Raw genomic sequence first — 15,364 nt, 5'->3', positions numbered from 1 at the left:
TGGCTCATTTCTTTATACGAGTGTCGTCTCTGATTCTTGGATGGCGTATTCGTAGCTTGGAATTTCAACGATGAAGGTCGACCCCTCATGTTGAATCGATTCCACATGAATCTGTCCGTTATGGCCACGGACGATTTCTTGGCAAATCGGTAAGCCGAGTCCCGTCCCGCCGATTTCTCGGCTGTCAGAGTTATCCACGCGATAGAACTTATCGAACAATCGATCGAGCGCTTCGCTCGGGATTCCGATTCCCTCGTCCTTCACTTTAATCGCAACGACTTGTTCATGGTGTGCGAGTTCTACTGTGATTTTTCCGCCGCGCGGAGAATATTTGACGGCGTTTGACAATAGATTACTCATCAGCTGTTTGAACTTTTGGCAGTCTACGAACAACTCGTAAGGCCGTGAATCATCCGCAATCATTTCAAATTCATGCTTCAAAGACGATGCCTCATAAAACGTCAACATATCTCGTACGACCGGTTCGATATCAAGCTGTTCTCGGTCATACATTTGACTACCCGATTCCATGCGCTGAACATCGAGGAAGTCGTTTACGAGATGTGTCAGGCGTTCCGTCTCCGCATGGATGGTCTCCAAATATTTCGCCTGTTTTTCATTCGGAAGCTGCTTTTTCACCATCAGTTCTGTGAATCCATAAATGGATGACAGCGGTGTGCGCAATTCGTGCGAAATCGTTGAGATGAACTCACTCTTCAATCGTTCAGCCTCTGTCTCACTCGTAATGTCCCGGAAGACAAGAAGCGTCCCTTTCGAGAGACCTCCGACGACAATCCGTTCTGCATACATCTGCAAGTTCATCTCCCCTTTACGAATGGAGAAGCTGACGCTGTCATGCGGGAAGTCTTCGGTGAACAAACGATTTGTGTATTTCATGAAATCTTCAGACTGATCGACGGTTTCAACCAATTGGTTTCGCCACTCTTCCCATGTCTGTTCCTCTAGGTCGACTGATGTGACATCACTCAGTTCTGGGAACATCTCGTACAATGGACGGTTGACGAATACGTCATCAGTCGAATGTTCGATATAGACGACCGCTTCCCGAATCGAGTCGAGGATGCGCTCTGTTTTCCCTTTCTCACGCTTCATCTCCTCGAATAGACGCATCCGTAAGAGAGAGAGGGAGAGCTGACGAGCGAACGACATGATGTCACCCATCTGCGTCTGTGTGAAACGATCCTTATAACGAACGAGATAGATGAAGGCGATGATTGAATTATCGGTCGGGTCATGAACCGGTACCGCCGTCTCAAACATATAATACGGATACGGTAGCGGATGATCACTTGCGACTTGTTTCGACGAATGAACTGTCGTCTTCAACGACATCGCCCGTGTCAGCACTGAATTCTCACTTTCGAGCAACTGACGTGACAACGTGTCATTCAATCCATGGCTTGTCACTTTATACGACCCCGTCTCATCGACAAAGACGAGAGCCCCGACCTCTGAGTCGGTAATCATGACGAGTTTCTCAATAATTTCCGGATACGCCGTGAGCGAATCGCGCGATGCCAACGTCTCGGTCAGTTCATTTCGGTAAGCGAGATGCTGCTCGTTTTGTTGGGTTTGTTCTAAAATTTCTTCGAGTTCTTGCTGCTGCGCCTGGAGTTCTTCTTGTTGTGCAATCAATTCTTCTTGTTGCGCTTGCAGCTCATGATTCTTTTCAATCAAATGTCGCTCGTTATCCCGAAGTGTCTCGGCCATCTTATGGAACGAGCGGGACATCGTACCAATCTCATCTTCTCGCTTCATTTGATCGCTCAAATCCACGATTTCGCCTTTTAATAATCGATTTGACGCAATCGAAAGTTTAGAAATAAGACGTGTTTGACGACGAAGGAACGGTTGGACGAACAATAAGATCAATGCGGCAAATGAAACGATGCTCGTAATCCACAACAATTGAAGCATATTATTGTTTTGACGCCATTCTGCATAGACGCTCTCTTTTTCGGATGCCATAAGCTGACGATAGTTGACGAGTGCCGATTCAACTTCATCGATCGGTCCTAAAATGTCGATTCCCCGCTCCGGATTGAACTGCACGAGCCCCTGCTCGATCAGGCGTTCAGCCGTAGGTAGCTCGGCAATCGTTTGTGCATCGACAAATGTTTCTGTGATTTCACCATCTTGTTGCGCCTGTGCGTATTCGTATGTCACCGGGATGATGACGTCATAATAAAAGTTATGAAACTGTTGAAGGTCCTCTGCGAACAATTCTCCTTGACGAGTAATGACTTGCGCTTTGAACCAGTTGATTTCCTGCTGAAACTTCGCTTCGTTCGCGCTCGCTCGTTCGAGAGATTCCATATCACCGAACAATAAATAACCTCGTGTATCGTACTGATCGGCCTGCCATTCATCCCACATCGTCGTCAGTCGATCGACTCGTTCATCGACTTGACGCAACTTCGCTTCGTTTGCCTCTAATCGGTTCTCGATATAGACATATGTCAATACCGACCCGACCAATGCGATGACGAGAAATGAATAGAGGACGACCATGATGTCACGTCCGAGTTTTTGTTTAAACCACCTTTTCAATTCACGATGCCTCCTATAATTTTGACAAGTTCAATTGGGCTAAACGGTTTCGAGATGAAATAGTCGACACCAATCTCATTCGCGCAATCACGGTCAGATTGTTGGCTTTTCGCCGTCAACATCATCACTTTTGTATGTTGTCGCTGTGGTAGCTTCCGTACTTTTTCAATGACTTCTAGTCCGGTCATCCCAGGCATCATATGGTCCACAATGACCAAGTCATAATCGTTCTCTTCAATCAATCGATAAGCCTCTATCCCATCCTGAGCCTCGTCGATGTCATACCCTTCATCTTCTAACGTATCGATGACAAGCATACGTAGTACTTCTTCGTCTTCAGCAAGCAAGATTTTAACCATAATCGTTCCTCCATTTTTTATCCCATTTTTATATTTTAACGGATTTGTAATTGTTACACAAAATAAAAAGACGCACGAAATTCATCTTCGTACGTCTTTTTCCAAAACCTCTGACCTGAAAACATTTATTCCGCTCAATCGACTTCTTCAGCGATTAGAAAAGAGCGATGTCTGCAGCCGACATCGCTCTAAAAATTCTATATTATTTAGTCGCCACAGTCACGATTTCCTGTAAATCGAGTGAATAAATAAGAGTCTGTTCGACACGAATGTCCCAAATGGTTTCAATCGCCTCCCGATACAACTGCAATTGAATCGCGTATCGTTCCCGAAGCCGCTCATGTGCATCTTCACGGGAGCTAGATAAGTGTGTGACAGCATCTGATTTATAATCGAGCAGGACGTAAGAGGTCCCATCAAAATAGAGGCAATCGATGATTCCTTGGATCAATACTTGCTCATCCGTGAATTGCCCATCTGGATTGACGCGTTCACCCGGTACCGTGTAGGTGAAAGGTAACTCTCGCCACGCGGTTCCTCGTTCGAGCGCGCCGGCGAGTGCCTGACCGACTTCCGTATGGAAGAACGCCTCGATATCAGGGACGGCTAGGCGTGCCGTCTCGGCCTCGACCGGACTGAGCATCCCCTTCAACTCCCACTGGGTGATCTGTTCGACAATCGGCTCGTTCGGGTCAGCCAATTGGAAAATCAGATGTAACGTCGTCCCTCGCTCCGCACCGCTTTGTTTGACTTGACGCCATTTCGGCTCCCGATACGGCGTGTCAATCGGACGGACCGGATCTTCAAACGCTGCCTGTTCGAGTTGCATCGCCCGTTTTAGTTCGGTCACCGTTTGTTTCGCCGCCGTGCGTACCGCATCCTCCGCCGGATACTGGTAGGTCAGTGCCTGACGGACGGCATGAACCGTTCTTTCTTCGTTTTGAATCGGGAAGTCGATCGTCTCAAATTGCTGGACGTGATGAAGTTGCGCCATCATCTCCTGAAGCGTCGCAATCTCGGCAAGATCTCCTTCGCCAATCACGCGATACATCCATGGCGTCGATTCGTGAAAGGTGGATGGGGCCGTGAAGCCGAACGACTCAATCCAAGTGGAGGCGCTCGATAAGCGAAGAAGGGCCGGAGCAATCCAGTCGAGGTAAGTTTTCGCCTCGCGTCTCGCCTCGCTTGCCAACAAGTCTCCGGATCGTCCGACTTGTAACCACTGCTGAACATGTTTGAGCGGTTCGCCCACCGTTCCAACGAGAATCAGTTTTTCTTTCGCCCGTGTCAAGGCGACGTAGAGGACGCGCATCTCTTCCGCTTTCATCGTCGCATCCAAATCCCGCCGGATCATCTCTTTCACGAACGTCTCTGACTTTGTACGTGTCACGACGTCGATCGCATCGAGCGAGATCCCATACTGCTTATGGAAAATGACGCGTTGCATTTGATCACGTTTGTTAAATTGTTTTCCGAGTTGGGCGACGATGGTCACTGGAAACTCAAGACCTTTCGATTTATGCACGGTCATGATGCGAACGACGTTCTCCTCGTCTCCGAGTGACCGTGCCTCTGACAAGTCCTCCCCGGTATCTTGCAGGCGGTCCATCACGCGTAAGAAGCGATAGAGGCCACGATAGCCGCTCCGCTCATAGGCGAGTGCCCGGTCATAGAGCGCCTTCAAGTTTTCTTGGCGTCCTTTCCCTCCAGGCAATCCACCTGAAAAGTCATAAAACCCGGTGTCATTGAATAACTGTTGAATCAACTCAGACAAACTATGATTTCGAGCATACGTGCGCCAGCGGGATAGGCGGTCGAGCATCTCTTCACATTTCACACCAAGCTCATCATCGTCATCCGCTTTGGCTTTAAGTGCCTCATAAAAAGAATCTTCTGATTCGAGCCGAATGCGGGCCAACTCGCTGTCATCGAAACGGAACATCGGTGAACGCAGTGCACCGGCGAGCGGGATGTCTTGAAGTGGGTTATCGATCACTTTCAAAAGGGCAAGGATCATGCGTATCTCGGTCGCTTGAAAGTAGCCGCCATCCGAATCGGTATAGGCCGGGATGTTGTACTGCGTCAAAATGTCCATCAACTGTTCGACACGTTCTTTCTTCGAACGCACGAGAATCACGATATCCCGATATTCACAGTTTCGGAGTTGCCCGGTGGACTCATCCGTCACTTTGAACGGCTCATCACCCGATACGAGTTCTAGGATTCGGGTCGCGATGGCTCGTCCTTCGACTTCCTGCTTCGACAACTCACGACTCGCCCCGTCGACTAAAATAAACTCGGGGTCCGCCGGAATCGGTTCATACTCGCGTCCTGGGACAAGTTGCGCCGCCTCGTCATATGCGATCTCGCCGACCTCTTCGTCCATGAGCTGAACGAACAGGTCATTGATTCCATGAAGCACCTCTGCCCGACTGCGGAAGTTTTGAGAGAGGTCGATTCGTTTCCCGGTATCCGCTTGTCTAAAGCGCGTCGCCTTATCGATGAAGAGACCCGGTTCCGCATGGCGGAATCGATAAATCGATTGTTTGATGTCACCGACCATGAACAAGTTTCCGATTTCTTCCCGTTCGTTTGCGACCAGGTTGATGATGGTCTCTTGAATTTCGTTCGTATCCTGATACTCATCGACTAGCACCTCAGCGAAGCGTTCCTTGTAAAGAGAAGCGACGTCGGACGGTCTCCCGTCGTTTCGTAAAATAGCGAGCGCATAGTGTTCTAAGTCACTGAAGTCGACGAAAGCACGGTCACGCTTCGCCTGCTCGTATGCTTGACCGAACGTGCGAACGGTTCGAACGAGTGTTTCAACGAGCGGCTGTTGCATCGAGACGCTCTCTAACAAATCCGCTCCGCTGACGCGTGCCTGTTCGACCGCTGCCGTCAACTTTTTCTTTGCTTGATCGTACGCCGGCTTGAATACCTCGTGATACACTTGATGCTCTTCTTTTTTCGGAACTGCTTTCATCGTCCCGAACTTCATCGCACGTGCGGCCGTCTCGAGTTCACTCCAGATGAGCTCTTCCCCTTCGAGTTGTTCAAACGGGAAAATCGCCTGACGGATGTTTTCAGACTGCGGCTCATAACCAGCGACACGGAGTTCTGCCTCAAGTTTTCGAAGACTGCGTACCGCCTGATCGATGTCGTCCCACAACATCTGTCCAAACTCGATCAAGATCGCTTCCTCGTCCGGGTCCTCTGAGAACGTGTACATGGATACGAGTTTGTCTAAATAGGCGTCAGGATCTGGAAGGGTGCGCGCATAGTGATATAAGCCGAGAATCAAATCCTCGATTTCACTGTCACCCCGGTCTGACGTATACGCGTCGACGAGCGCGAAGAAATCAGTATCTTGTTTCCCGTACTCATCTTCAAGCACCTCTTCTAATACGTCGTCCTGTAACAGCACGAGGTCTCGCTCTTCCGCAATCTTGAACGCCGGGTCTAAGTCCAACAAGTAATAGTTCTCCCGAATGACTTCTAAGCAGAATGAATGGATGGTCGTGATGAGTGCCCGGTTCAACATCTGTCGTTGTTTTCGGACGTATTCGTTTGCTGGATCGTCACGCAACGCCTCTTCAAGCGCCCTTGCGATCCGTCGTTTCATCTCTGCCGCTGCCGCATTCGTGAATGTGACGACGAGCATCCGGTCAGCCGTGAGCTCATCCGTCTCATCAAGCAATCGGCTCGACAACCGCTCGACAAGGACCGCCGTCTTCCCGGACCCCGCCGCAGCCGATACGAGCACGTGGCTCCCTCTCGCCTCAATCGCGGCGAACTGATCATTCGTCCATTTCACGGTCATCGCCTCCTAACTCCTGGAATACATCTTCTTTCTCAAGTTTTTTTAACTTGCGTGGCTCATTCGAGAGCGCCTCGTCAAAATGACAGACGCTCTGATATGGGCACGTCTGACATGGTCTTCGTTCTTTGTACTCGTACGGCTCTACATCAATTTTTCCTTCATACATTTCTTCGGCGCTCGCCTTGACGACATCGAACGCATGGTTCATCAATTGTTCGAGTTGTGGTGGCGTGACAATTTTTTTCAATGTGTTCGCATCAGGTGTACCATCTTTTTTATATTTGACCGGGATGACGATCGATTTCTTAGAAGATCCCTTTGCGGAACGGTCCATCCTCTCCAAAATGTCCGGGTCATCCACGAGTAAACCTTGCATCTGATACGACTCCAACACTTTTTGGCGCGTCTCTTCTTCAGAACCTGCCGGTGGGACGAGTGGCCGATGAACATGAAAATAAAGGGCCGCTGCAGGTGCCACATTCTCTTTTGTCCACACCTCCGCCTGCTCGATTAACACTTTCAAATAGATGAGCATCTGCATCGCCAGGCCGTAATAGATTTCCGCGAAATCGACTTCATGTTTACTCGACTTATAGTCGACGATTCGAACGTATAGCTGATCGTGAACCATCGCCGTGTCGACGCGGTCGATTCGGCCGACCAGTTCACACGTTGCCCCGTTCGACAAGGTGAACGATACGGGTGGGAATTCACCGCTACCGAACGCGAGTTCAAACGCCTCCGGGTCAAAGCCGTCCCGTTTTGACTGTTCGATCAATACTTCTGCCGTCTTACTGACGACGTCCGTCAGTTTTTTCTTCAAATAGGCGTATCGGTTTGAGCTCATCAAGATGGCGTGCTGAATCTCCGGTGTCACGAGCTCTACCGCCTGATCCGCTAGACTCGAACACTCATCAGGCGTGACATCTCGCCATTCTTTCCCATCCATTTTCACCGTCTGCGACATATGTTCGATGGTCCGGTGGTATAGGTTTCCGATATCCGGTGCCTCGAGTCGATACAACCGCCGTTCTTTCAAGCGCAATCCGTAACGTGCGAAATGTTTGAACGGACAAGACTGGAATGTCTCGAGTCGAGAGACGCTCGCCCGAATCGATGGCGTGTAAAGCGATTTCGCGACACGGTCATCTAACGATTCCGGGATATTTTGATAGAACAGGGCGCTCGTCAACAGCTGCAAGCGCTCACGACCACCTGGGTGTTTTAACAGTTCATTGTAGACAGCAAACCACATATCTTGAATCGGGTAATGGCGACTCAATCGCTGAAGTTCAAGTGCCGTGACCGCTGCCGTCTGGTTCACATTCGTCAAGAAGGCAAACTGGTCACGCGGTCGATGTTCTCCCGCTTCAGAAAAGTGTGTCTTGATGACCTCTTGATGAAGGCGGGCTTTTAAATCTGCGATGAAGCGCGCTGGCTGAACGGCTTTACCCGTTCTGTCGACTAAGGCATAACTGATGTAAAGACGTTCGCTCGGCGCCGTCACGGCTTTATATAAGTAGTACGTTTCATCATCAAACAAATGCTCCGTCGCCTTCCCTGCACGCAGTCCATGCTCATGCATGAAATCTAGGTCGTGGTCGGTCAGCAGTTTGGACTGTGTCGTGACGAGAGGAATCTGGTCCTCATTCGCCCCGAGCAAGAACACGACCTTCTTATCAATCAAACGCCCACGTACGTAGTCCGTTACCGTCAACTGATCGAGCGACGGCGGGATTAAGGCATACCGAAGACTATCTAGTCCGGTGTCCATCATCTGGAGGAACAGGTCCGTTGACAACGTCTCTTCCGGAGCGGCCGCCTCTAATTGCTCAAGTAAATGTAACACCGCATCCCATACTTGTGTATGTTCGCGTGCCTCGAGCAACTGCGCCTCCTCAATCGCCTCGTCGCGCCAATGATTTAGACAGTCTGATACACCGATCCGCTCTAAAAAGCCATACATGGCATGTGTATAGGCTTGCATCGTCTTTGCTTGCTTTAACTCTTTGAGCAATGGATCAAATGTATCGATGACACGTTCCCGGTAACGGTTCAAGTCTGCTTCAACATCCAACTCTTCGCTCGTGAGTCGTGCCTCTTCGCCGGCACGTCGCCGTAACTGCCATTCGTCATGCCAATGGTAATGCTTGATGCCACGCTCAATGACGAACGCTTCGAGACGGTCGACGGACGTCCGCCGATGTGACGGGTCGAGGACGATGAGTTCCGTCTTGAGAGCACGAAAGACCGCTTCTTCCCGATAACCGCGTAAGGCGATATCAATCGCTGCTTTCAATAGTTCGACGAGTGGGTGGTCGAGCATCGGTTGTCGCTCATCGAGAAAATAAGGCAGTCCCATCTTCTGGAGTGCCTGAGATGCCAAATCTCCATATTCCTCGAGCGAGCGTGAAATGAGTGCGATGTCCCGATAGCGATATCCTTCCTCACGAGTGAGTCGGATGACTTCTCGGACCGCTGCCTCCACTTCGACGGTCCGATCGACTGCAGCGTGTAAATCGACCCGATTCTCAGACAAGGTATATGGTTCGGCCGTCAATTGGTCAAACGTCGCCTCTAAATATCGAAGACTCGGATGTGTGTAACGATAGACGATATCGTACGGTTCATCTTCAAAAGCAATCTGTCGTTCTGACAACAGCTCTTTGAATCGCATGAGCGTACGCTGCGTCGGACCAAACAGTGGGTCAAGGCGATACATCGACGTAGGATCAAGCGTGAGCAACACGTCGACCTCAACTTTTTCAGCGAGGGCGACGAGAACCGCCAACTCCTGTTCTGAAAATTCATTGAACCCGTCCACGTAGACACGTACGTCTGTCAAATCCGTTTCCGGAAGGATTTGCAACATGACGTTGAAATAGTCTTCCGCATGAAGCGACTTGCCTTCGGTCATCTTTAAAAATCCTTCGTATATGATGGAGAGGTCCTGCAATTTTAAGGCTCGGTGCTGTGCCTGTTCACTTAGACGCAACAAGTGTTCCGGTTCGACGAGTCCTCGCTTCAACATCGAGATCAATTGATTCAACTCTTCATAGAATCCGAATTGATTCATCGTTCGACGGAACAAGGTCAAACGTTCCTCGCTCATCTCGACGACCTTCCGTAACAACAGATGGGTCCCGGTCTGGTCTAAAAATTGGTCTGTCGCTACCCCCGCATCCCGCATCAGCAAAAATGCGAGACGACGCATGGAGAGGACTTGGATACGCGTTGAGCCATGCAGACCGTCTACTGTCGCCATTTTCTTCTCCATTTCAAACGACATTTGGTCCGGTACGATCATATAAATCGTCGGTCCGCTCGGATTTCGTTTAAGTTCTTGAATGACCTCTCGAATCATCCGCTCACTTTTTCCCGTTCCCGATCGGCCAACATGAAAGGTAACTGCCATTTTAGCGAACACTCCTTCCCTTTTTTCTTCATTATGAACCATCTCCACTCATTTGTAGAGGGAAACCTCTCCTTTACCTTAGTTAAAAAAGTTACAGCCTGCATCGCTCCCATTTATCGTCAAAATCGATTAGACTGAACGTATGAGGGGGAATGAATGTGAGTGCTTATGAACAGTTTGGGGGCGAACGCGGCGTGCAACAACTCGTCGACGCGTTTTATGACCTCGTCTATGCCGACCCAATTTTACTTCCACTCTTTCCGGAAGATCAAGACCGGGTCAAACAGCATCAATTTGAATTTTTAACACAGTTGCTCGGTGGTCCGAAGCTGTATTCGGAACGTCGTGGCGGTGGGAATTTAGCGATGATCCATCATGAACATCCGATTTCTGAGACACACGCCGGTCATTGGCTCGGATGTATGGAGCAGGCGCTCAAGACGGTAGACGCCCCGGAATCGATCAAACGTCAACTGTTTCAGCGGTTGGTTATGTCGTCTTCGAATGTCGTACGCGTTTGTTCGCATCATTTTGAGTAGTCACAACTATAAAAAGTGGGTATGATAGGAAAGTAAATAAAGGAGGTCGTTTCACATGACAGAAGAAGAAAAAAAAGAAGTCGTCTCATCTGAAGAAGAGGAAACAGAAGAGAAAGAAGAAACGGTAGTCCTCGCCGACGCGCTTGAAGAAGCTGCCGAGGCAGCCGATGCAGAAGAAGAGGACGATGATGAGGATCAGCCTGAAGAGAAAAATATGGATCACATCAAAGGCGTCTTCAATTACGATCACGAAAACGGCCGTGAATACCGTGTCGTCTTTTATAACGATCGCAAAAACTTAGTGTTCCGCGAACTAGGGAACGACAAAGTCGAATTTGTCGGCCGCTTCACGGACGATGCATATGATGAAGAGAATGAGACAGAAATGCGTGAGCTTGGACAGCGTGAACTCGAGCGCATCCTCGCTGAACGATTCAAGTAAAAAAATCGCCGAAATTTCGGCGATTTTTTTAGTTCTTCTTATTTCGTTTCTTTTTACGAAGCGCATAGGCGACACCGGCGATTCCACCGACGACCGCAAGTCCAGCAACGACCGGGACGAGCACACGTTTCGTCGGAATCATCTCTTTCACACGCTCGTATGGCGTTGGTGTCGAGAACTCTAATTGTACGGCTGTATCACCGTGTCCATGCGCCCGTGCTTTACGAGACGCATCCGTGACGACCACACGGCCCGTTGTCCAGCGACGAGTGCCGTATTCATCCACATACGGACGGCGTACGCGTTTCACATCACGCACGACTTTCCCTCGTGCACGGTCCGGTCGGACGACACGCTCGCTCGTCCACGAGCGGCTCCCGGTCACGCTATAGGCGGGTCGCACTTTTCGGCGGTTAAGCCAAGTATATGAATCGTTCATCTTCATTTCCCTCCCCTACTGTTGAAAACCTCTCTTCTAATTATACCCATACAACATCGCACAAAACATGTGACGAATGGTTCAAAAAAAGATGTGACGTCATCATCGACGCCACACCTTCCATTATGATTCGTCAGTAAACGGTTTGTCCTTATGACGACGTTTCGCCAAAATCAAGTAATACGCCGGGACAAGCACCAAGGTTAACACAGTCGAGAATAGAATCCCTGACACGATTCCAATCGCAAGCGGTTTGAAGAGCGGATCGTCACCTAGTGCGACAGGTAAAAGGGCGACGACTGCGGTGAGCGCCGTCAAAAGAATCGGACGAATCCGAGCACGACCTGCTTCATATACAGCGGTCGTGACCGCTAGTCCGTCTCGAATCCGTTGTTCAATAAACTCGAACAAGACGACCGCGTTTCGTACAACGATCCCCGCAAGTGAGACCATCCCCATCGATGCCATGAAACTGAACGGCGTCTGTGTCACGAACAACCCAACGACCGCTCCCGCGATTGCGAGATAGATGGTGAACAAGACGAGTAATGGTAGCGAGAGTGAGTTGAACTGGAATGCGATCACCAAGTAGATCAAGAACAAGACGACGACGAACAATGTCGCAAGCTCTAAGAAGAACTCGTTTTGTGTGTCGCTCGCCCCGGTTTGGTCGAACGTAATCCCTTCATCTTCGAGGCCAGACTTCGCATCCTCTAACACCTGTTCTACCTCTTGTTTAAATACGTCTTCATCCGTACCTTCGCTCGCATAAATCTGAAGCGTGACCGACCGTTCCCCGTTCTCACGTGGGATCTGCTGAATTTGTTCCGTTGTCGTTTCCGTCACGAACGTGCTGAGCGGTTCAACCGGAGGTCCGGCTTCGGTTTCGACCGGTACGGAGATCTCGTCGAGTGCGAGCGCCTGGCGGTTCGCTTCCGCATCAATGACGATTTTCACGTCACGCTGTTCCACCCCGTCATCGAACGTTCCGATTGGGATTCCGTCTGTGACGAGTCGGATTTGATCACTGATTGCTTTAGCCGTGACGCCGGCTTCTGCCATCTCTTCACGATTCAACTCGTAAGTGAGCGTTTGGAATGGTTCTTTGATGTTGTCAAGGACGATCGCGCCCTCGACCTCCTCGAGTTCAGCTTTTACTTGATCGCGTGCAGCGACGAGTTGATCGATTGTTTCACTGCGCATCGTGAACTCGACGGGTGCCGACGCAGGAGGTCCTTGCTGTTGCGTATCCAGGAAGATTTCCGCATCGGGATACTTCTCGCGTAACACGTTCGTATATTGGTCGATCAGCTCAATGGCATCAATCGACTCGTTGTCGACACGGACAATGATTTGTCCCGTGTTTTCACCGGATTGATCGAGTCCCCCTGTAAAGAGGCCTGGTAGTCCACCGCCAGCGAAGATGGACGTTTCGATGACACCTTCTTCTCGTTGAAACTCTGCTTCGATTTCTTCAAGACGAGATTCCGTCTCCTCTAAATCCGTTTGTACCGGGAAGGTCACACTCGTTACGACCTCCTGACGGTTCGCTGCTGGGAAGAACTCGAACGGTGTGAGCAAAATCAGTCCATACAATGCTGTCGTGACGACAAGTCCGACGATTCCAAACGTCCATGGCCGTTTGGCGACGATTGGTAAGAGGCGATCGGCATAGTAGTTACTGAGACGATTAAGTGGTCCGCCGAGCCAGCCCGGCTCACGTTTTGACACTTTTACCTCTTTGCGGTTCAGACGATATTGCGCAATCGGAACGAGTGTCAAACTGATCACCATCGATGCCAAAACAGAGAGCGCAAGGACAGTTGGTAAGGCACGGATAAAGTTTCCGTTCGCTCCAGACAGCAAAGTGAGTGGGAGGAAAGCAAAGACGACCGCAAGTGTTGACGTGACAATCGATCCCCATACTTCTTTCGTTCCACGGACTGCCCCGACCATCGCAGAATCTCCGTTTCGATATCTCCTTAAAATGTTATCGTTCACGACAATCGCATCATCGACCAATATCCCCAAGGCGATGATCGCCCCGATGATTGAGATTTGGTTCAAATCGACCCCGGTGAACTGCAACGGGATCAAGGCGATCAAAAATGATAATGGGATTGCCAAACTGACGATGATTGAACCAGAGAACGTGAGACCGATCGTTGTCACCGCGATAACGGCAATCATCGCGATGATAAATTCACGCGTCAGTGAGGAGAAGATGGCATCGACCGCTTTCGCCTGCTCATAGTAGGGAACGAGCTCAAATCCGTCTACATCTCCAAGTTCGGCCTCTACCACGTCATCGACACGGTCTTGCATCGTCGGAATATCCAATCCTGACTCGATTGGCACAGTGATGGAGACAGCCGGCTTTCCGTCTAGTGAGACGAGGTCCGTTTCGCTCTTCGCCGTCTCTTCGACTGTCCCGACATCTGCTAACAAGACAGGTTCCCCGTTGAACGAACCGACAATCACCTGTTCCATATCGTTCACGTTCGTCAAGTTTTCAATCGCTAACTGATAAATCCCTTCATCGGTTGATTTGCGACCGAGCGGTGTCGTCTTGTACTCTTCATTGATTGCCGTTAAGACATCAGGGAAGGCGAGCTGACGGGCACCGAGCTCTTCCGAGTCGAGCGCTACGACATACTCTTGCTCCGGTAATCCTTTAATCGTGACTCCCGTCACGCCATCCGTTCGCAGAAGGTTCGACTCTAACTGTTCGATGTCTGCTCGCACGTCCTCAAAAGATGCCCGGTCATCCGCCGTCAACAAGTACGATGCGACCGGCAATTGACCGAGAGAATCGTTAACTGTTGGCGCGAGTGCGTTTTCTGGTAGTTTTGGTGTCGCGTCAGACAGAGCTTGCCGCACGCTCGCTTGAAACTCTGCTTGATCGGTCCCATCGACATACTCGACCGTAATGTTTGAAAACTCTGAAGCCGAGATTGACGTGACGTTCTCTACCCCTTCTAGACTTCGCAACTCTTCCTCTAACACGCCGGTGACATTTCGTTCAACCGTTTCCGCCGTTGCTCCAGGATACGGTGTTTGAACAAGCACGATATTGATTCCCGTTTCTGGAATCTCTCGCTTTGGGAGCTGAAAGAACGTCAACACACCCACGACAATTGCGACGAGAAGAAACACGATGACCAACTTTCCCCGTTCAATCATTTTTTCAAAAAACATTAAAAACCCCTCACTTTCGGAAGATGTGCAAACACACATATGATATCTCTTCTTCATCATAGAGGGGTTTTTCATTGAATTCAATTTTTATGCGTGTTGCAATGTGCTGTCATGAAAACGTTTTTGAAAAGCGTACGATAACTCGATTGACCGTTGTTTTTGCTTCGATACGGTATGGTCGGAAACGTGAACCTTGACTGACTCGCCGGTCAAAAATTGAATAAGCGTCTGTTTCCCTTCTTTTTTGATGGACGTGACGTGTTGAAAATTGATCCATGCACAATCAGGACTTTCTTTGGCGATTGTCGGAAAAAAGACCGCGTCCGCGTGCCAATCCATGACGACGGGGGTCTTACGATGCGGTCCAAGAACATGACGTGCCGCTTCGATCCGCCCTTGTATGCTCGACCCATAGTACAAACATGCATGTTCAAGGAGGTGGATTGGCGACCCTTTCATTCGCACGATTCCCTCTGGTTGGTATACGAGAGTCTCCGCCTCACCATATTCGTTAAACACAGGAATTAAAGCTCTCGTTTCATTGGTCAATCGACTCATCATTTCATCCTCCATAACGTATG

The 15,364-nt window shown here is 49.8% G+C and carries 9 protein-coding genes; 2 read left to right on the top strand and 7 right to left on the bottom strand.

The window, feature by feature from the left end:
* Positions 1-12 precede the first annotated feature (12 nt).
* From KNP00_RS10635 to addB, 4 genes are all read right to left on the bottom strand, one after another.
* The gene (locus tag KNP00_RS10635) at positions 13-2,571 is read right to left on the bottom strand and encodes a sensor histidine kinase (RefSeq protein ID WP_215144998.1); all 2,559 of its coding nucleotides are present in this window, start codon (positions 2,569-2,571) and stop codon (positions 13-15) included.
* Entirely contained in the window at positions 2,568-2,930 is a 363-nt protein-coding gene (locus KNP00_RS10630) for a response regulator (protein ID WP_215144996.1), read from the bottom strand. The genes KNP00_RS10635 and KNP00_RS10630 overlap by 4 nt, the downstream gene beginning before the upstream one ends.
* Before the next feature lie 202 nt (positions 2,931-3,132).
* Positions 3,133-6,750, bottom strand: coding sequence for a helicase-exonuclease AddAB subunit AddA (gene addA / locus KNP00_RS10625; protein WP_215144995.1), 3,618 nt, complete (start codon positions 6,748-6,750; stop codon positions 3,133-3,135).
* Positions 6,728-10,165, bottom strand: a complete 3,438-nt coding sequence (gene addB / locus KNP00_RS10620; protein ID WP_215144993.1) for a helicase-exonuclease AddAB subunit AddB — start codon at positions 10,163-10,165, stop codon at positions 6,728-6,730. Before addB ends, addA begins: the two co-directional genes overlap by 23 nt.
* Before the next feature lie 158 nt (positions 10,166-10,323).
* Between addB and KNP00_RS10615 the strand changes: the two genes are divergently transcribed.
* Together KNP00_RS10615 and KNP00_RS10610 are read left to right on the top strand one after the other, a co-directional pair.
* Positions 10,324-10,704, top strand: a complete 381-nt coding sequence (locus KNP00_RS10615; protein WP_215144991.1) for a truncated hemoglobin — start codon at positions 10,324-10,326, stop codon at positions 10,702-10,704.
* A gap of 55 nt (positions 10,705-10,759) precedes the next feature.
* On the top strand, positions 10,760-11,146 hold the full coding sequence (locus tag KNP00_RS10610) for a hypothetical protein (protein WP_215144989.1): 387 nt from the start codon (positions 10,760-10,762) through the stop codon (positions 11,144-11,146).
* 28 nt (positions 11,147-11,174) lie between these two features.
* Here KNP00_RS10610 and KNP00_RS10605 read toward each other — a convergent pair whose 3' ends face one another.
* From KNP00_RS10605 to KNP00_RS10595, 3 genes are all read right to left on the bottom strand, one after another.
* The gene (locus KNP00_RS10605; protein WP_215144987.1) at positions 11,175-11,585 is read right to left on the bottom strand and encodes a hypothetical protein; all 411 of its coding nucleotides are present in this window, start codon (positions 11,583-11,585) and stop codon (positions 11,175-11,177) included.
* Between the two features lie 123 nt (positions 11,586-11,708).
* Positions 11,709-14,783 (bottom strand): efflux RND transporter permease subunit, encoded by a 3,075-nt coding sequence (locus KNP00_RS10600; protein ID WP_215144980.1) that lies wholly within the window; start codon positions 14,781-14,783, stop codon positions 11,709-11,711.
* 87 nt (positions 14,784-14,870) lie between these two features.
* Positions 14,871-15,341, bottom strand: coding sequence for a competence protein ComK (locus KNP00_RS10595; protein WP_215144978.1), 471 nt, complete (start codon positions 15,339-15,341; stop codon positions 14,871-14,873).
* Between the last annotated feature and the right edge of the window lie 23 nt (positions 15,342-15,364).

The organism is Exiguobacterium qingdaonense (assembly GCF_018617855.1).
Lineage (GTDB): Bacteria > Bacillota > Bacilli > Exiguobacteriales > Exiguobacteriaceae > Exiguobacterium > Exiguobacterium qingdaonense.
This window is presented reverse-complemented; position numbering and strand designations above follow the sequence as displayed.

What these genes read in the sequence shown, in the direction of transcription:
- KNP00_RS10630 (WP_215144996.1), bottom strand. Translation starts at nt 2,930, where the DNA reads ATGGTTAAAATCTTGCTTGCTGAAGACGAAGAAGTACTACGTATGCTT.
- addA (WP_215144995.1), bottom strand. Translation starts at nt 6,750, where the DNA reads ATGACCGTGAAATGGACGAATGATCAGTTCGCCGCGATTGAGGCGAGA.
- KNP00_RS10605 (WP_215144987.1), bottom strand. Translation starts at nt 11,585, where the DNA reads ATGAACGATTCATATACTTGGCTTAACCGCCGAAAAGTGCGACCCGCC.
- addB (WP_215144993.1), bottom strand. Translation starts at nt 10,165, where the DNA reads ATGGCAGTTACCTTTCATGTTGGCCGATCGGGAACGGGAAAAAGTGAG.
- KNP00_RS10600 (WP_215144980.1), bottom strand. Translation starts at nt 14,783, where the DNA reads ATGTTTTTTGAAAAAATGATTGAACGGGGAAAGTTGGTCATCGTGTTT.
- KNP00_RS10595 (WP_215144978.1), bottom strand. Translation starts at nt 15,341, where the DNA reads ATGAGTCGATTGACCAATGAAACGAGAGCTTTAATTCCTGTGTTTAAC.
- KNP00_RS10610 (WP_215144989.1), top strand. Translation starts at nt 10,760, where the DNA reads ATGACAGAAGAAGAAAAAAAAGAAGTCGTCTCATCTGAAGAAGAGGAA.